The organism is Streptomyces sp. NRRL B-24572, assembly GCF_002156145.1.
Taxonomy (GTDB): Bacteria; Actinomycetota; Actinomycetes; order Streptomycetales; family Streptomycetaceae; genus Streptomyces; species Streptomyces vietnamensis.
The window spans coordinates 1-16491 of record NZ_MWIG01000152.1 but is presented as its reverse complement, the minus strand read 5'-3'; the positions used below and the strand labels follow the sequence as shown (position 1 = coordinate 16491).

Here is a 16491-nt window from a genome sequence, read left to right as displayed (position 1 = left end):
CGGCCCGGGAGCGGGCGGGGAGCTCGCTGCTCGTGTTCTCGGGGCTCTGGGGCGCGGTGAAGGTGACGGACCGCATTCCGTCCTACCGCTGCTCGATGGGCGTGAAGCTGCCGGGGCTCGGGGCGCTCGGCGCGCACTGGCGGGGCGCGATGGCCTCGGTGATGCCGGAGGCGGCCGGGGACGGGCTCGTCCTGGACCTGCGCTCGTCGGCGTACGCGTCGGCGTGGAAGCCGAAGGGGGAGCTCGCGGCCCGAACGGCGACGGTGCGGGTGCTGCACGCGCCGACCCGGAAGGTGGTCAGCCACTTCAACAAGGCGACGAAGGGCCGGATCGTACGGAGCCTCCTGGAGGCGGGCGCGGAGCCGGGTTCGCCGGCGGAGCTGGCGGAGGTGCTGCGGGACCTGCGGTACGTGGTGGAGGAGGGCGGGAAGGCGGGGGCGCTCGACGTGCTCGTGGACGAGATCCACTAGCCCTCCACTCGTTGCATCCTCCGCAACGGTCGTTGCGGGTGGCGTTCGCCCTGGGCAGGATGACGCCCATGTCCTCGACGAGCGTGTTCGCCCTTGCCCCGGACGTCCGTGTGGTCCCGGTCGTCGTGATCGAGGACGCCGCCGACGCCGTGCCCCTGGCACGGGCCCTGGCGGCCGGCGGGCTGCCGCTGATCGAGGTCACCCTGCGCACCCCGGCCGCGCTCGACGCCGTCCGCGCGATCGCGGCCGAGGTGCCGGAGGCGGTCGTCGGCGCGGGCACCGTCGTCTCGGCCGCCGGGGTCGCGGACGCGGTCGGCGCCGGGGCGCGGTTCCTGGTCAGCCCGGGGTGGACGGAGCGGCTGCTCGGCGCGATGCGGGACTCGGGCGTGCCGTTCCTGCCGGGGGTGTCGACGGCCTCGGAGGTCGTGGCCCTCCTCGAACACGGGGTGCGGGACATGAAGTTCTTCCCGGCCGAGGCGGCGGGCGGCGTCCCGTATCTGAAGTCCCTCGCGGGCCCGCTCCCCCGGGCCCGTTTCTGTCCCACGGGCGGCGTCTCCCCCGCCTCCGCCCCCGGCTACCTCGCCCTGCCGAACGTCGGCTGCGTCGGCGGTACGTGGATGCTGCCGCCCGACGCCCTCGCGGCCCGCGACTGGGCGCGGGTGGAGTCCCTTGCGCGCGGGGCGGCGGAGCCGGGGGTCTCCGTCACCGGGTGAACGTCACGCCGAGGTGGTCGGTGACGGGGCGGTAGCCGAGGCGCTGGTAGAGGGCGTTGCTGGTGGGATTGGCCAGGTCCGTGAAGAGGAGGACCTGTGCGACTCCGGCTTCCCGGGCGGCCCGGCTGACCGCTTCGGTGGCACCGGCCGCGTACCCCCGGCCGCGCTCGGCGGGCGGGGTGTAGACGAGGTGGACGCGGGCCTGGCCCTCGATCGTGCGGGAGACGGCGGCCATGGAGACCGGGCGGCCGTCGGGCGCCTCCCAGAGCCACAGCCGTCCCTCGGAGATCCGCTCGGTGACGAAGCCGGTGTAGTCCTCGGCGGGCTCCTCGCCGATGGCCACCACGAATTCCCTGGCCCAGGCGGCGACGAGCGGGACGTCGGCCTCGGTGGCGACCCGGGCGCGGCCCGTCGGGGCCGGGTCCGGCGGGGTCAGCTCGCCGAGCCGGAAGAGCCGCATCCGGGTGGTGGGCGCCCAGGGGCGGCCGGTGGCCTCCGCGTACGCCTCGACGGCGGCCGTCTCGCCGCGCACCTCCGTCGGCCCCTCGCCGCCGGGGAGTCCACCGGGGAATGCGAGCGCGCGGGCCGCCTCCTCCGTCATGGCCCCGAGGGAGGGCACGCCGGGCGGCGCCTCCGCGAGGACGCCGGTGACCCGGCCGTCCGCCTCCGCCCACCAGCCGAGCCGCCCGGCCTTGTCCATGAGCGTGAGCACGGCGGTGTTGCGGGCGGCGTCGGCGGCGAGGTGCTCTGCGGCGGCGGCCCGGAAGGCCGCGGCGCTGTCGGTGAAGGACCACGTCATGCGGGTGATGGTGGTACGGGGCCGGGGCCCGCCGCCACCGGTTTGCGCCCTACCGCAGGTGCGAGGTGTCGTTGAGGAGGCGTACGGAGGCGTTGCCGTCGGCGTAGTAGGCCACGGCCGAGATCGAGGCGGCCGACAGCTCCATCCGGAACAGCGACTCCGGCGGGGCGCCGAGCGCGAGCCGGACGAGGGTCTTGATCGGCGTGACGTGGGTGACGAGAAGGACCGTACGGCCCGCGTACGCGGCGGTCAGCCGGTCCCGGGTCGCGGCGACGCGGCGTGCGACGGTCGCGAAGCTCTCGCCTCCGCCGGTCGGCGCGGCCTTCTGCGAGGCCAGCCAGGCGTCGAGGTCGGCCGGGTACCGCTCGCGGACCTCGCCGAACGTCAGGCCCTCCCAGGCGCCGAAGTCGGTCTCCCGCAGCCCCTGCTCGACCCGCACGTCGAGCCCGAGGCGGGCGGCGACGGCGCCGGCGGTCTGCCGGCAGCGGGTGAGCGGCGAGCTGACGATCTCCTGGACGGTGCCGCGCGCGGCGAGCGCCTCGGCGACGGCCTCGGCCTGCCGCAACCCGGCCGCCGACAGCTCGGGGTCACTGCCCCCGCTCCCCGAGAACCGCTTCTCGGGCGTGAGCGCGGTCTCCCCGTGCCGCAGCAGTACGAAGGTGGCGGGCGCCCCCATGTCGGGTCCGGCCCAGCCCTGGCGGGGGGCGGCCTGCGCGGGAGCGGCGTCAGCCGGCGCCGGAGCGGCCGCGGGCCCGCCGCCCTCGACGGTCTCTGCGCTCGCGCCCCGGGCCGCATGGCCCGTCGGGGCCAGCGCGCCCGCCTCGGCCTCGAAGTCGCCGGAGGCCACCGAGGCCGCGACGGCCTCCTCGGCGGCGAACAGGCCGTCGTCCTCGGCGGTGTCCGGGGTCGTCGGGCGCGACGCGGCGCTCGGCCAGGCGCCCGAGCCCGTCGCGGAGCCGATCGGCGTCCCGGCTCGGGTCCCGGCGGCCGGGCCCGTGCCCGTACCGCCCGCCGTGCTCGTCGCCAGCGCCGCACGCGCTCGCGCCGCGCCCGCCGTCGCGTCGCCCGGTGGGCCCGACGGGGGCGGCGTCGCGGCGTTGCGGGCGGCCGTGGCGTCCAGGCCCGCCGTCGAGGCGGACGGCTCCCACTGGCGGCCCCGCTTGCCCGCGTCCATCGCCTCGTTCGCGAGCCGGTCCGCGTGCTTGTTCCGCTCGCGCGGGATCCACTCGTAGCGGACCCGGCCCGGCGGGAAGACGCGGGCGGCCTCGGCGGCCAGCGGCTTCATGTCCGGGTGCTTGATCTTCCAGCGGCCGGACATCTGCTCGACGACCAGCTTGGAGTCCATGCGGACGTGGACGGTGGCGTCCGGGAAGAGTTCCCGGGCCGCCTTCAGGCCCGCCACCAGGCCCTTGTACTCGGCGACGTTGTTCGTGGCCACGCCGATGTACTCGGCGGCCTCCGCGAGGGTCTCCCCCGTCGCCGGGTCGAGGACGACCGCGCCGTAGCCGGCGGGTCCCGGGTTGCCCCGGGAGCCGCCGTCGGCCTCGACCACGAGTTCGCGCATTACAGGCCGGACTCCGCGGTGCGGACCAGGATGCGGCTGCAGTTCTCGCAGCGGACGACCTTGTCGGGCGCGGCGGCGCGGATCTCGTTCACCTCGGTGATGTCGAGCTCCAGGCGGCAGCCCTCGCAGCGGCGCTGGTGGAGCCGGGCCGCGCCGACGCCGCCCTGCTTCTCGCGCAGGCGGTCGTACAGCTTGAGCAGGTCCTCGGGGATGGCACCGGCGACGAGCTCACGCTCCTTGCCGACGGTCGCGGACTCGGTGTCCAGCTCGGCCTGCGCGGCGTCGCGGCGGGCGGTGGCGTCGTCCACCTTGGCCTGCACGGCGGCGACCCGCTCGGTCAGCTCGGCGAGGCGCTCCTGGACGGACTCGCGGCGCTCCATGACCTCCAGGACGATCTCCTCCAGGTCGCCCTGGCGCTTGGCGAGGGAGACGATCTCGCGCTGGAGGTTCTCCAGGTCCTTCGGGGAGGAGACGGCGCCGGAGTCGAGCCGCTGCTGGTCGCGCGCGGCGCGCTGGCGGACCTGGTCGACGTCCTGCTCGGCCTTGGTCTGCTCGCGGCCGCAGTCGCTCTCCTCGGTCTGCGCGGCGACGAGCAGGTCGCGCAGCTGGGTGAGGTCCTTGGTCAGCGCCTCGATCTCGGCGTGCTCGGGCAGCGACTTGCGCTTGTGCGCGAGCTGCTGGAGGCGGACGTCCAGGGCCTGGACGTCGAGGAGGCGGATCTGGTCGGCGGGCGCGGCGTTCAGTTGGGGGCTCCAGGGGAGGTGTGGTGGGAGGACCAGGGGTCGGTGACCGTCTTCGAGACGTGGACGCGGAGGTCCCAGCCGTGGCGGTCGGAAATCTCGTCGAGCTGGGCGGCGGCCTGCTCGCACCAGGGCCATTCGGTGGCCCAGTGGGCGGCGTCCACCAGGCCCAGCGGTGAGTGCTGGGTGGCCTCGGAGACCGGGTGGTGGCGCAGGTCGGCGGTGAGGAAGGCGTCCACACCGGCGGCCCGTACGGCGTCGAAGAGGCTGTCGCCGGAGCCGCCGCTGACGGCGACGCGGCGCACGGTCATGCCGGGGTCGCCGGCGACGCGGATGCCCTGCGCGGTGGCGGGCAGCCGCTCGGCGGCGCGGGCGGCGAACTCGGCGAGGGTCTCGGGGCGGTCGAGCTCGCAGATCCGGCCGAGGTTGTTCTCGGGGACGAGCGGGCCGGTGATCCGGAGGTCGAGCGCGCCGGCGAGGGCGTCGGAGACGCCGGGGTCGGCGGTGTCGGCGTTGGTGTGCGCCACGTGGAGGGCGATGTCGTTCTTGATGAGGGTGTGCACGACGCGGCCCTTGAAGTGGCCGGCCGCGACCGTCGTCGTACCGCGCAGGTAGAGCGGGTGGTGGGTGACGATCAGGTCGGCGCCGAGGGCGATCGCCTCGTCGGCGATCTCCTGGACGGGGTCGACGGCGAAGAGGACGCGGGTGACCTCGGCGTCGGGGTCGCCGCAGACGGTGCCGACGGCGTCCCAGGACTCGGCTCGCTCTGGTGGCCAGAGGGCGTCGAGCTCGGCGATGACTTCAGACAGACGGGGCACGGAGGAAAGGCTACCTGGCTCCCGTGCCCCGTCGTCCTGGCCTGTGGACAACCCCGCCTCACTTGACCAGGTGGCCCCGCAGGTCGTCGAGCACGCTGTTCGCCGCCGTCACGCCCAGGCCGAGGTACCAGGTCTCGTCCGGGACGTCCTTGGCCCGGCCGGCCTTGACGGCCTTGAGGTTCTTCCAGAGCGGGTTGGCCTGGGCGGTGTCCTTCTTGGTGGCCTTGGCGTCGCCGTAGACGCCGGTGAAGATCCAGTCGGCGTCGGCCTCGTCGATCTTCTCGGGGCTGATCTCGGCGGCGAGCTCATCGATCTGCTGGTTCTTCGGCCGGGGCAGGCCGACGTCCTCCAGGATCGTGCCGATGAAGGAGGCCTTGGCGTAGAGGCGGATCTTGCCGGGGAGGTAGCGGACCATGGAGATGGTCGGCTTGTTCGGGCCGAGGTCCGTCCCCAGCTGCTTCGCCTTGGTCTCGTACGCGGCGAGCTTCGTCTTCGCCTCCGCCGTCCTGTCGAGCGCGGCGGCGTTGAGGAGGTAGTTCTCCTTCCAGGTGAAGCCCGGGCGGATGGAGAACACGGTCGGCGCGATCTTCGACAGCTCGTCGTACTTGTCGGCGGCGCGCAGCCGGCTGCCGAGGATGAGGTCGGGCCGGAGGTTGGCGATGGCCTCCAGGTTGAGGTTGTTGATGGTGCCGACGGACTTCGGGGTGCCTGCGGCCTTCCCGAGGTAGCCGGGGATGCCGTCGTCGCCCTCGGAGGGGGCGTAGCCGACGGGCTTGATGCCGAGGGAGACGACGTTGTCGAGCTCACCGACGTCGAGGACGACGACCCGCTTGGGGGCGGCCGGGATCTCGGTCTTCCCGAGGGCGTGGGTGAGGGTGCGCGGGAACTGGCCGGGCTTCGCGTCGGTGCCCATGGCCGCGGTCTCGGCGGCGGCGTCGCCGAAGTCCTTGCCGCCGGCGGCGACGTCCTTCTTCTTGGTCGCGCCCTCCTTCCCGGCGGGGCCGGCGGACCCGTCGCCCCCTCCGCAGGCCGCGAGCGAGAGCGCGGCGGCGAGGGCGACGACGGCGGCGGTGCCGCGGCGGCGGAGGGACATGAGAAGGCTCCTGTACGGGTCGTCCTGGCGGGGATCACGGGTCGCCCGGGCACGGAAACGGGCGCGACCGACCGGAGCCGGAGACTCCGGTTAGGTTCGCCTTACCTTACTCACCACGGGCCACTCCAGCACAACCGCCCCCTCCCCCTCAGCCGAACTGCCGCAGAGCCACCCTTATGTGTGAAGTGACCCTGCTCGTGTTGTTCGGCTGGTAGTGCGAAAACTAGCTTCGTGGCCGGAGGTGACGAGTCGATGACAGCGTGTGCCATCGAGACCACGGCCGAGGACGACGACCGCGACCCCGGCGCGGCCTGGCCGACGGGGTTCACGATCACGGCCAACGGCGCGTACGCGGCCAGGCTCGCGGGCGGCGGTGACGCCCTGTACGTGGAGAGGTGGACCCTCGACGGCCCGGAGCCGTACGCCGTGCCGCTCCCCCTCGACCAGCCGGAGGAGCCGGGCGCCCAGCTGCTGCCCCTCGCCGACGGCCGGGTCCTCGTCGCCCGCCGCGTGGACGGGCGGCGGAACACGTTCTCGCTGCTCTACCCCACCGGCCCGGACACCCGCGAGCTCCGGCTCGGCTCGGTGGAGGCGCCCGGCTCCGAGGACCTGGTGCTGCTCCCGCCCTCGCCGGACGGCATCTGCGCGTACGCCATGTGCGTCGGCCCCGACACGACGACGCTGTGGCTGGTGGCGGGCGGGGCCTTCGGTCCCGAGCAGGTGGCGGAGGTCAAGGGCCGCTGCTCGGGCGGGGTCTGGCTGGACCGTACGGGCCGGATGCTCGCGCTCGACCGGCGGCTCGACGGCGGGCCGGTGAAGGCGGTCGCCGTCGACCTGGAGCGGGGCGGGGAGGTGACGCCGCTGCTCCAGATCACCGAGGAGAGCGACGACCGGCTGCTGCTCGCGGACCCGGACAGCGGGCTGCTCCTGATCCGCTCCGACGCGCCGTCCCCGGGGCACGACCGGCTCGGCTGGGGCGTGCTCGGGTCCCTGCTGCCGGTGCGGTTCCCCGACTGCCTGCGGCTCGACGACGCGGCGGTGACGCCGTTCGCGGTGCAGCCGGGGCAGGTGCTGCTGCCGGAGACCTGCGCGGTGGCGCTGCGGATCGACGCGGCGGGCGGCAGCTGGGTGGGCGTCTGGCAGCCCTCGTCCCGCCGGATGGCCCAGCTGGCCGCGCCCCAGGGCTGGCTGGCCGGGGCGGGACTGTGGACGGCCGAGGGCGTGCTGCGGCTGCCGTACGCGACGGCCGAGGCGCCCTGCGGTCTCGCCGCCCTGGAGATCCCTCCGGAGCCCGAACCCGAGCCGGAGCCCGAGCCGGTGGCTGCCGCCGAGGAGCCCCGGGTGTGCCGTCCGGTGCCTTTGCAGCAGGCTCCGCTCACGGACCGCAAGCCCGCTGGCTAGACTCTCCGCCGCACAGCAAGAGCAAGACACACGGGGTGAGTTCCAGCATGTCCGATGCAAGCACGCAGGGTACGGAGTCGCACGGCTCCGGGAAGCACCGCGGCCAGGCCTCGCCGGTGGAGGACTCCACGTCCTCGCCGCACGGCCGGCACCGCCGCGAGGGCGACGCCCACGCGCACTGAGGGAAGAAGCGAAGGGCCCCGGGTCTCCCCGGGGCCCTTCGCCTTCCCCACCGCCCGTCCGTCGACGGGTCCCCACACCCCGGTGGCTCAGCCCTTCTTCAGACCCAGCACCTCCGCCGCCGCGAAGGTCTCGCCCGCCGGGCGGGAGGCGTAGTGCGGGGTCAGGAGGGAGTCCAGTTCCTCGTACGTGAACGCCTCCTTGGCCGTGTCGAACTTGGCCGAGACCTTCGGACGGTCCACGACCGCCACCATCCCGCCGTGCACGACGAGCAGCTGCCCGTTGACGCCGGCCGCCGCCGGGGACGCCAGATAGCCGACGAGCGGCGCCACGTGGTCCGGGGACAGCGGGTCGAGTTCGCCCTCGGCCGACGGCTCGGCGCCCCCCTTGATTGCTGGAATGGCGGCGAAGACGTCCTCGGTCATCCTCGTCCTGGCCCGCGGGCAGATCGCGTTCACCGTCACCCCGTACCGGGCGAGCGCGAGCGCCGACGAGGTGGTCAGGCCCACGATGCCGCCCTTGGCCGCCGCGTAGTTGGGCTGTCCGGCCGAACCGGCGAGGAAGGCCTCGGAGGAGGTGTTGACGATGCGGCCGTAGACGCCGGTCTCGCCCGCCTTGGAGCGGCCCCGCCAGTGCACCGCCGCGAAGTGGGTGGTGTTGAAGTGGCCCTTGAGGTGGACCCGTATCACCGAGTCCCACTCGTCCTCGGTCATCGAGAAGACCATCCGGTCGCGCAGGATGCCCGCGTTGTTGACCAGGACGTCCAGCTTCCCGAACTCGGACACCGCCAGGTCGACCAGGGCCCGCGCCGTCTCGAAGTCGGAGACGTCGCCGAGGTGGGCGACCGCCCGGCCGCCCGCCACGCGGATCTCCGCGGCGACCTCCTCGGCGGGTGCGGCGGAGGCCGCGCCCGAGCCGTCGCGGCCGGGCTGCCCGTAGTCGTTGACGACGACGGCGGCGCCGAGCCGGGCCAGTTCCAGGGCCTCGGCGCGGCCGAGACCGCGCCCGGCGCCGGTGACGATCGCGCTCAAACCCTCAAGAGGGAGTGACATCTCGCAGAAGTCCTCTCAGATCTCGATGCAGGTACGGAGGGCCGCGCCGGTCCGCATCTGCTCCAGGGCCTCGTTGATGCCCGCCAGCGGCACCCGGTGGGTGATGAGCGACTCCAGGTCGATGCGGCCGGCCCGCCAGAGCGCGATGGCCCGCTCGTACGAACGGAGCACGTCCCCGCCGCCGTACATCGAGGGCAGGATCCGCTTCTCGTCGAAGAACAGCTCGAACATGTTGAGCTGGAGGAAGTCGTCGAGGGCGCCCGCGCCGACGACGCAGAGGGTGCCGCCGCGGCGGGTCGTCTCGTACGCGGTGCGCGCGGTGGCGGACTTGCCGACGACCTCGAAGACGTAGTCGAAGCCCTCGCCGCCGGTGATCCGCTGCTTGGCGTCGGCGAGCGCGTCCGGGGCGACCGCCTCCGTGGCGCCGAACTTCAGGGCGGCCTCGCGGCGGGACTCGACGGGGTCGACGGCGACGATCTGGGCGGCGCCCTGGAGCCTGGCGCCCTGGATCGCGGAGATGCCGACGCCGCCGCAGCCGATCACCGCGACCGACGAACCGGCCTCCACCTTCGCCGTGTTGATGGCGGCGCCGAGGCCCGTCGTCACACCGCAGCCGACGAGGGCGGCGATGTCGAAGGGTACGTCGTCGGGGATCGGGACGGCGCAGCCCGCGTCGACGACGACCTCCTCGGTGAAGGTGCCGGTGCCGGCGAAGCCGAAGACGTCGCCGCCGGGGCGCTTGAAGTTGGGCGTGCCGGCGTTCATGAAGCCGGCCAGGCACAGCTGGGTCTGGCCGCGCTTGCAGGAGGGACAGGCGCCGCAGGCGGGCAGCCAGGAGATCAGGACCCGCTGGCCCTGCGCGAGTCCGGTGACGCCGTCGCCGACGTCGAGGATCTCGCCCGCACCCTCGTGGCCGGGGATGAAGGGGGCGGGCTGCGGGAGGACGCCGCTCATCGCGGAGACGTCGGAGTGGCACAGTCCGGTGGCCCTGACGCGGATCTTCACCTTGCCGGGGCCGAAGCCCACCGCCTCGACGTCGTCGAGGACTTCGAGTTTGTCCTGGCCGATCTCGTGCAGTACGGCTGCGCGCATGGTGCGGCTCCAATCAGGCGATCAGGAGTGTTCGACGAGGGTGTCGGCGAGGACCGGGGCGTCGTCGCGCTCCACGGCCGTCACCGCCACCTGGACGCGGCCGTCCCAGGCCCACATCCGGATGCGCAGGGTCTCGCCCGGGAAGACGATCCCGGCGAAGCGGGTGCGGTACGAGCGGACCCGGGTGACGTCCCCGCCGAGCACCGTGTCCACCACCGCCTTGAGGGTCATGCCGTACGAGCAGAGCCCGTGCAGGATCGGCCGGTCGAAACCGGCGAGCTTGGCGAACTCGGGGTCGGCGTGGAGCGGGTTCCAGTCGCCGGAGAGCCGGTAGAGCAGGGCCTGTTCCTCGCGGATGGGCCGCTCGACGGTGGCGTCGGGCTCGCGGTCCGGGAGTTCGAGGCGCTCGGAGGGCCCGCGGTCGCCGCCCCAGCCGCCCTCCCCCCGTACGAAGATCGAGGCGTCGCTGGTCCACAGCGGGCCGTCCTCGTCGGCGGCCTCGGAGCGCAGGACGAGGACGGCGGCCTTGCCCTTGTCGTACACGGCGGCGACGCGGGAGGTGGAGACGGCGCGGCCGCCGGCGGGCAGGGGGCGGTGGAGGGTGATCGACTGGCCGCCGTGCAGGACGGCGGCGAGGTCGATGTCGATGCCGGGGGCGGAGAGTCCGCCGACGACGCCCATGCCGGCGCCCGCGACGGTGGCGAAGCTGGGCAGGACGTGGAGCCTGGACTCCAGGGTGTAGCGGAGCTCGTCGGGGTCGGTCGCGGGGACGCCCGCCCCGAGGCCCAGGTGGTAGAGCTGGACGTCCTTGTGGTCCCAGGAGATCTCGGCGCTGCGGGGTTCCGCGGCGACGGCCTTTGCGGGGTCGATGGGCATCGGGCTGCTGCTCCTTGTGGCGGGTGGAGACCTCGGCGCGGCCGTCCGCACCGTCGACCGCACCGAGGCCGTGCGGGGACCGTCCCGTACGCGCCGGATCTAGAACGCGTTCCAGTTCGGTGACCCATGTATAGCGGAGGGGTGGGAGGTTGTGAACCCCTCCTGACGGAACGTCAGATGAGTGGCCCCCGGGAGCCCCAGGACATTTGTCACGGCCGGGTCCGTACATTCACGCCTGCCGGACCCCCGCCCCCGCTCCGTAGCGTCGTCCCCATGAAGAACGAGACAGCGGTCGCCTTCGCCGGAGTCACCCGGTCCTTCGGACCGGTCCGCGCCGTGGACGGCATCGACCTCACCATCCGGCGCGGCGAGACCGTCGCCCTGCTCGGCCGCAACGGCGCCGGCAAGTCCACCACCATCGGCCTGCTCCTCGGCCTCGACGAGCCCGAGAACGGCGAGGTCCGGCTCTTCGGCGGCACCCCCGCCCAGGCCGTCGCCGCCGGCCGGGTCGGCGCGATGCTCCAGGACGGCCGCCCGGTCCCCCGGGTCACCGTCCGCGAGCTCGTCGCCTTCGTCGCCCGGACCTACCCGAAGCCCATGCCGGTCTCCGAGGCCCTCGCGCTCGCCGACCTCACCGACCTCGCCGGCCGCCGGGTCGACCGGCTCTCCGGCGGCCAGGTCCAGCGCGTCCGCTTCGCCGTCGCCCTCGTCGGCAACCCCGAGCTGATCGTCCTCGACGAGCCCACCGCCGCCCTCGACGTCGAGGCCCGCGAGCTCTTCTGGGAGTCGATGCGGGGCTACGCCCGGCGCGGCAACACGGTCCTGTTCTCCACCCACTACCTGGAGGAGGCCGACGCCAGCGCCGACCGGATCGTCGTCATCGACTCCGGCCGCCTCCTCGCCGACGGCACCGGCGAGCAGCTCAAGCGCGCCGCCGGCGGCAGCCTCGTCTCCTTCGACCTGGCCGGCGCCCCCAGCGAGGGCCTGAACCTGCTCCCCGGGGTGACCGCCGTCGAGATCCGCGGCGACCGCGCCCGGCTGCACACCGACGATTCCGACGCGACCGTCCGCGCACTCGCCGACCGGGACGCGATCCGGGGCCTCGAAGTCGCCCCCGTGTCCCTCAACGACGCCTTCCTCACCCTCACCGCACACGCCCCGGCCGCGCAGGCCCCCGCCCTGGAGACGACCCGATGATCACCGAGTACGTACGCCTCGAAGTCCGCCGCACCCTGCGCGACACCGGCTTCGCCATCGGCACCATCGCCGTCCCGGTGATGATGTACCTCCTCTTCACCAACCTCGGCGGCCAGAACGAAGCGGAGTGGAAGGCCGCCTCCATGGTCGGCATGGCGGCGTACGGAGCGCTCGGCTCCGCCCTGTCGATCGGCACGGGCGTCGCCGAGGACAAGGGCTCCGGCTGGCTGCGGCAGCTGCGGATCACCCCGATGTCCCCGCGCCAGGTCGTCGTCGGCCGCGCCCTGACCGGCTCGGTGGTGGTGCTCCCGGCGATCCTCGGGGTCCTCCTCGCCGGCGGCCTGTTCAACGGCGTCCACCTGGCGGCCTGGCAGTGGGCCGTGGTCGCGCTCACCCTCTGGCTCGGCTCGCTCCCCTTCACCCTCCTCGGCATCGGCAACGGCTACCGCCTCACCGCGCAGACGACGGGCGTCGCGAACATCGCCTGCAACCTGGGCCTCGCGGTCCTCGGCGGCCTGTGGTTCCCGGTGAGCCTCTTCCCCGGCTGGCTGCGCGCCCTCTCCGAGTACACCCCGACCAACCGCTTCGCCGAGATCGGCGTCTCGGTCACCACCGGGCACGCCCCGGGCATGGCGGCACTCGCGGTCATCGCGGTCTGGGCGGCCCTGTTCGGTGCGTACGCGGCGACCTCGTACCGTCGTTCGGCACGGACCGCGTGAACGAGCCGGAACAGAGGACACGGGGATGAAGGACGTCTGGGAAGTGTGGACCGGAGCCGCGAAGGAGCGGGCCGGGGGCCGGAGGGAGCGGGCCCGGCTCCGGGCCTGCGTCCGGAAGGAACGGGGGCCGAACGGGCTGAGCCTCCTCCCCTGGCTCCTGATGGGCCTGGGCGCGCTGTCCCACCTCCTCGGGGGCGAGGCCCCCAACCCCTGGCTCGGCGGACTCGGCCTGCTCGCCTTCAACACCCTCTACATCGCGATCGTCTTCCGCGCCTTCGACCGGCGCCGCCGCGAATCGCCCGCCACCTGGGCCCTCCTCGTCGCCCTCGGGGCGCTGACCTTCGCCCTCGCCATCGGCTACGGCCGCGAGTGGCTGCTCCTCTTCCCGCTCCTGGGCCTCGCGGTCGGCGCGGTGGTACGGGGCAGGGAGCGGCTGCGGTTCATCGTCTTCCCACTGGTCGCGGCGGTCGGGGCGGTGACGTACTGGCGGGACGGCTGGGACTCGCTCGGCGTCGTGTACGGCACGTTCATCTCCGTCATGGTGACGGCGGCGATCCTCGCCCTGGACGAGACGGTCAGGGAACTGCGCGAGACCCGCGAGGAGCTGGCCCGTACGGCCGTCGAGAAGGAACGGCTGCGGTTCTCCCGCGACCTGCACGACCTGCTCGGCCACACGCTGTCGGTGATCGTGGTGAAGTCGGAGGTCGTACGGCGGCTCGCCCCGCGCGACCTGGACGCGGCGCTCGCGCAGGTCGCGGACATCGAGGCCGTGGGCCGCCAGGCGCTGACCGAGATCCGCGAGGCGGTCACCGGCTACCGCGAGGGCAGCCTCGCCACCGAGCTCGACCGGGCGCGCGACGCGCTCTCCACCGCCGGCATCGAACCGGTCGTACGCCGCTCGGGACCGCTCCTCGAACCCGCGACGGAGGCCCTGCTGAGCTGGGTGGTCCGCGAGTCCGCGACCAACGCGATCCGTCACAGCGGCGCCGCCCGCTGCGAGATCACCCTCTCCGGCACCGCCGAACGGGTCCGCCTCACGGTCACCGACGACGGCCGCGGCCCGGCGAGCACGGGCACCCCGGGGAGCGGCCTGCGGGGCCTGCACGAGCGGCTCGCCGCGGCAGGCGGCACTCTTGACTCGGGGCCCGCTCCGCGCGGCGGGTTCCGGGTCACCGCGGAACTCCCCGTGGAGGCCCCCGTACAGCACCAGGGGGAGCCCGCCGAATGATCAGACTTCTGCTCGCCGAGGACCAGGGCATGATGCGCGGGGCGCTGGCCCTGCTGCTCGGGATGGAGCACGACATCGAGGTGGTCGCGCAGGTCGGGCGGGGGGACGAGATCGTCGACGCGGCGCTCGTCGCACGCCCGGACGTGGCCCTCCTCGACATCGAACTGCCGGGGCGTTCGGGGCTCGACGCGGCGGCGGACCTGCGGGACGAGGTCCCGGACTGCCGGGTCCTCATCCTCACGACCTTCGGCCGGCCGGGTTATCTGCGGCGGGCGATGGAGGCGGGCGCGGCGGGCTTCCTCGTGAAGGACGGGCCCGTGGAGGACCTGGCCGAGGCGGTACGGCAGGCGCTGCGGGGCGAGACGGTCATCGACCCGGCGCTCGCGGCGGCGGCCCTCGGCGCGGGCCCGAACCCGCTGACGGGGCGTGAGCGGGACGCCCTGGCGGCCTCGGTGGACGGCGCGACGATCGCGGACATCGCCGCGACCCTCCACCTCTCGGAGTCGACCGTACGGAACTACCTGTCCTCCGCGATCGGCAAGACGGGCACGCGGAATCGGATGGAGGCGGTGCGGGCGGCGCGGCAGAAGGGCTGGCTCTAGGCCCGGGCTCGGACCTAAGCCTGGACCCGGGCCTTGGCGCTTCGCCTCGCGGAGCCCTTGGGGAGCCAGAGCAGCATCAGCAGGGCCGCGCCGACGAGGACGGCCGTCGAGACGCGGAAGGCCGCCGCGTAACCGGCGGTGAGGCCGGCGGGGGTCGCGGTCGGGCCCGTGACGGCGGTCGCGAGCGTGGTCAGGACCGCGATGCCGAGGGCACCGCCCATGGTGCGGGAGGTGTTGACGAGGCCGGAGACGAGGCCCGCGTCGCCCGGGGCGGCGCTGGAGGTGGCGAGGGTGGCCAGCGGGGTGGTGGCCAGGCCGATGCCGCCCATCATCAGGATCCCGGGGCCGAGGATCGTCGTCAGGAAGTCGCCGTCGGCGGTCATCGTGGACTGCCAGGCGAAGCCGCCGGCCCCGATGAGCGCACCGATCACCGCGAGGTTGCGGGCGCCGACGGCCGGCATCAGGCGCGGGGCCAGCTTCGAGCCGAGGATGACGCTGAGGGAGCTGGGGACGAGCGCCAGGCCGGCCTGGAGCGGGCTGTAGTCGAGGACGCTCTGCGCGTACGTCGTCATGAAGAACCACATGCCGAACGAGCTCGAACCGCACAGCAGGATCCCCACGTTGGCCGCCGACACCGCCCGCGTGCGGAACAGCTTCAGCGGCATCAGCGGGGCCGCCGTGCGGGCCTCGACGGTCACGAAGACGGCGAGGAGCGCGAGGCCGCCGAGGAGCGTCAGGAGCGTCGCCGGGTCGGTCCAGCCGGCCTCCTCGGTCTGGACGATGCCGTACGCGAGGGTGGCGAGGCCCGCCGTGACGAGGACCGCGCCCGGCAGGTCGAGGCGGCGGCCGTCGCCGGTGCGGCTCTCGCGGAGCCAGTACACCGCGCCCGCCAGGACGACGACCCCGATCGGGACGTTGATGAGGAGCACCCAGCGCCAGGACAGCAGGTCGACGAGGAGCCCGCCGACGAAGCCGCCCGCCGCGCCGCCGGCCGCGCCCACCGCCGTCCAGGTGGCGATGGCCCGGGTCCTGGCGGCTCCGGCCGCGACGGCGCCGGTGACCAGGGTCAGCGTGGCCGGTGAGAGGACGGCCGCGCCGAGGCCCTGGACCGCGCGGCCCGCGACGAGCTGCCAGCCCTCCTGGGCGAGGCCGCCCGCGACCGAGGCGGCGGTGAAGAGCCCGAGCCCGAGCAGGAACATCGCCTTGCGCCCGTAGAGGTCGGCGGCCCGCCCGCCGAGCAGCATGAACCCGGCGAAGGCGATCGCGTACGCGCTGATCACCCACTGCAGGCCGGCCGCCGAGAGCCCGAGGTCGGACCGCATCGACGGCAGTGCCACGTTCACGACGGAGACGTCGAGGACGACGAGGAACTGCCCCGCGCAGGCGGTCAGGACGACCGCCCAGGGGCGGGGGGAGAGTCGGGGGGCGGAGGGCGCGGTCGTGGTGGCGGAGTCGGTCTGCGGCATGCATGTGATGGTCGCAGACCACTTCCGCCCCGTACATGGGGACAAAGCCCTAGGTGTATTGACCCGCAGCGTTGTTGACGCGGCTGATCGGCGGGTGTCCGTCGAGTGCGGTGTGGCAGCGGTGGTGGTTGTAGGTGTGGAGGAAGTCTGCCAGGGCCGCTGTCCGCTCGGTGTTCGAGGTGTAGGGCCGCAGGTAGGCCCACTCGTCGAGGAGGGTGCGGTTGAAGCGTTCGACCTTGCCGTTGGTCTGCGGCCGGTAGGCCCGGGTCAGCTTGCCGGTCGCGCCGAGCTCGGCGAGGGCGTTCTTCCAGGCCAGGCCCTTGCGGTAGGCCCAGGCATTGTCGGTCAGGACCCGCTCGATGCGGTCGATGCCCTGGGCCTGGAAGAACGCGGCCGCGCGGATCAGGAAGCCCGCGCAGGTCGCGACCTTCTCGTCCGGGTGGATCTCGCTGTAGGCGAGGCGGGAGTGGTCGTCGACGGC

General features: G+C 73.9%; 18 protein-coding genes. 8 read left to right on the top strand and 10 right to left on the bottom strand.

What is annotated here, in order from left to right:
• A partial coding sequence (locus CCN56_RS09800; protein ID WP_143664479.1) for a YaaA family protein occupies positions 1–470 on the top strand: 470 nt, incomplete at its 5' end.
• A gap of 68 nt (positions 471–538) precedes the next feature.
• Positions 539–1183 carry a bifunctional 4-hydroxy-2-oxoglutarate aldolase/2-dehydro-3-deoxy-phosphogluconate aldolase gene (eda, locus tag CCN56_RS09795; RefSeq protein ID WP_086825567.1) on the top strand — a complete coding sequence of 215 codons (645 nt, stop codon included), beginning with the start codon at positions 539–541 and terminating at the stop codon, positions 1181–1183.
• On the opposite strand, the gene CCN56_RS09790 is transcribed toward eda, so the two are convergent.
• From CCN56_RS09790 to CCN56_RS09770, 5 genes are read right to left on the bottom strand one after another with little or no spacing between them, the layout of a single operon-like run.
• Positions 1173–1982: a GNAT family N-acetyltransferase gene (locus CCN56_RS09790; protein WP_086825565.1), complete on the bottom strand. Its 810-nt coding sequence runs from the start codon at positions 1980–1982 to the stop codon at positions 1173–1175. The two genes, eda and CCN56_RS09790, sit on opposite strands and share 11 nt — an antisense overlap.
• 49 nt (positions 1983–2031) lie before the next feature.
• On the bottom strand, positions 2032–3546 hold the full coding sequence (locus CCN56_RS09785) for a bifunctional RNase H/acid phosphatase (RefSeq protein ID WP_086825563.1): 1515 nt from the start codon (positions 3544–3546) through the stop codon (positions 2032–2034).
• Positions 3546–4289, bottom strand: a complete 744-nt coding sequence (locus CCN56_RS09780) for a zinc ribbon domain-containing protein (RefSeq protein WP_179199773.1) — start codon at positions 4287–4289, stop codon at positions 3546–3548. The genes CCN56_RS09785 and CCN56_RS09780 overlap by 1 nt, the downstream gene beginning before the upstream one ends.
• Positions 4286–5104, bottom strand: coding sequence for a Nif3-like dinuclear metal center hexameric protein (locus CCN56_RS09775; RefSeq protein WP_086825561.1), 819 nt, complete (start codon positions 5102–5104; stop codon positions 4286–4288). The genes CCN56_RS09780 and CCN56_RS09775 overlap by 4 nt, the downstream gene beginning before the upstream one ends.
• 58 nt (positions 5105–5162) lie before the next feature.
• A complete protein-coding gene (locus CCN56_RS09770) occupies positions 5163–6197 on the bottom strand; it encodes an ABC transporter substrate-binding protein (RefSeq protein ID WP_086825559.1) in 1035 nt (344 codons plus the stop codon).
• A gap of 252 nt (positions 6198–6449) precedes the next feature.
• Between CCN56_RS09770 and CCN56_RS09765 the strand changes: the two genes are divergently transcribed.
• Both CCN56_RS09765 and CCN56_RS44350 read left to right on the top strand, forming a co-directional pair.
• Entirely contained in the window at positions 6450–7598 is a 1149-nt protein-coding gene (locus tag CCN56_RS09765) for a hypothetical protein (RefSeq protein WP_179199771.1), read from the top strand.
• A gap of 47 nt (positions 7599–7645) precedes the next feature.
• Complete coding sequence (locus tag CCN56_RS44350; RefSeq protein ID WP_256961882.1) at positions 7646–7780, top strand: hypothetical protein; 135 nt, start codon at positions 7646–7648, stop codon at positions 7778–7780.
• 87 nt (positions 7781–7867) lie between these two features.
• On the opposite strand, the gene CCN56_RS09760 is transcribed toward CCN56_RS44350, so the two are convergent.
• From CCN56_RS09760 to CCN56_RS09750, 3 genes are read right to left on the bottom strand one after another with little or no spacing between them, the layout of a single operon-like run.
• On the bottom strand, positions 7868–8830 hold the full coding sequence (locus tag CCN56_RS09760; RefSeq protein WP_086825556.1) for a 3-oxoacyl-ACP reductase: 963 nt from the start codon (positions 8828–8830) through the stop codon (positions 7868–7870).
• 15 nt (positions 8831–8845) lie between these two features.
• Positions 8846–9922: a Zn-dependent alcohol dehydrogenase gene (locus CCN56_RS09755; protein WP_086825554.1), complete on the bottom strand. Its 1077-nt coding sequence runs from the start codon at positions 9920–9922 to the stop codon at positions 8846–8848.
• A 21-nt stretch (positions 9923–9943) separates the two neighbouring features.
• A complete protein-coding gene (locus CCN56_RS09750; protein WP_086825552.1) occupies positions 9944–10798 on the bottom strand; it encodes a MaoC/PaaZ C-terminal domain-containing protein in 855 nt (284 codons plus the stop codon).
• Between the two features lie 273 nt (positions 10799–11071).
• On the opposite strand from CCN56_RS09750, the gene CCN56_RS09745 reads away from it, so the two are divergent.
• The 4 genes from CCN56_RS09745 to CCN56_RS09730 are packed head-to-tail and all read left to right on the top strand — an operon-like array spanning position 11072 to position 14544.
• Entirely contained in the window at positions 11072–11995 is a 924-nt protein-coding gene (locus tag CCN56_RS09745) for an ABC transporter ATP-binding protein (RefSeq protein ID WP_086825550.1), read from the top strand.
• The gene (locus CCN56_RS09740; RefSeq protein ID WP_086825548.1) at positions 11992–12714 is read left to right on the top strand and encodes an ABC transporter permease; all 723 of its coding nucleotides are present in this window, start codon (positions 11992–11994) and stop codon (positions 12712–12714) included. The genes CCN56_RS09745 and CCN56_RS09740 overlap by 4 nt, the downstream gene beginning before the upstream one ends.
• A gap of 25 nt (positions 12715–12739) precedes the next feature.
• Positions 12740–13942, top strand: coding sequence for a sensor histidine kinase (locus CCN56_RS09735; RefSeq protein WP_086825546.1), 1203 nt, complete (start codon positions 12740–12742; stop codon positions 13940–13942).
• The gene (locus CCN56_RS09730) at positions 13939–14544 is read left to right on the top strand and encodes a response regulator transcription factor (protein ID WP_086825545.1); all 606 of its coding nucleotides are present in this window, start codon (positions 13939–13941) and stop codon (positions 14542–14544) included. Before CCN56_RS09735 ends, CCN56_RS09730 begins: the two co-directional genes overlap by 4 nt.
• A 14-nt stretch (positions 14545–14558) precedes the next feature.
• Here CCN56_RS09730 and CCN56_RS09725 read toward each other — a convergent pair whose 3' ends face one another.
• Both CCN56_RS09725 and CCN56_RS09720 read right to left on the bottom strand, forming a co-directional pair.
• A complete protein-coding gene (locus CCN56_RS09725) occupies positions 14559–16010 on the bottom strand; it encodes an MFS transporter (protein WP_086825543.1) in 1452 nt (483 codons plus the stop codon).
• 49 nt (positions 16011–16059) lie between these two features.
• The coding region (locus CCN56_RS09720; protein ID WP_143664478.1) for an integrase core domain-containing protein at positions 16060–16491 on the bottom strand (432 nt) is incomplete at its 5' end.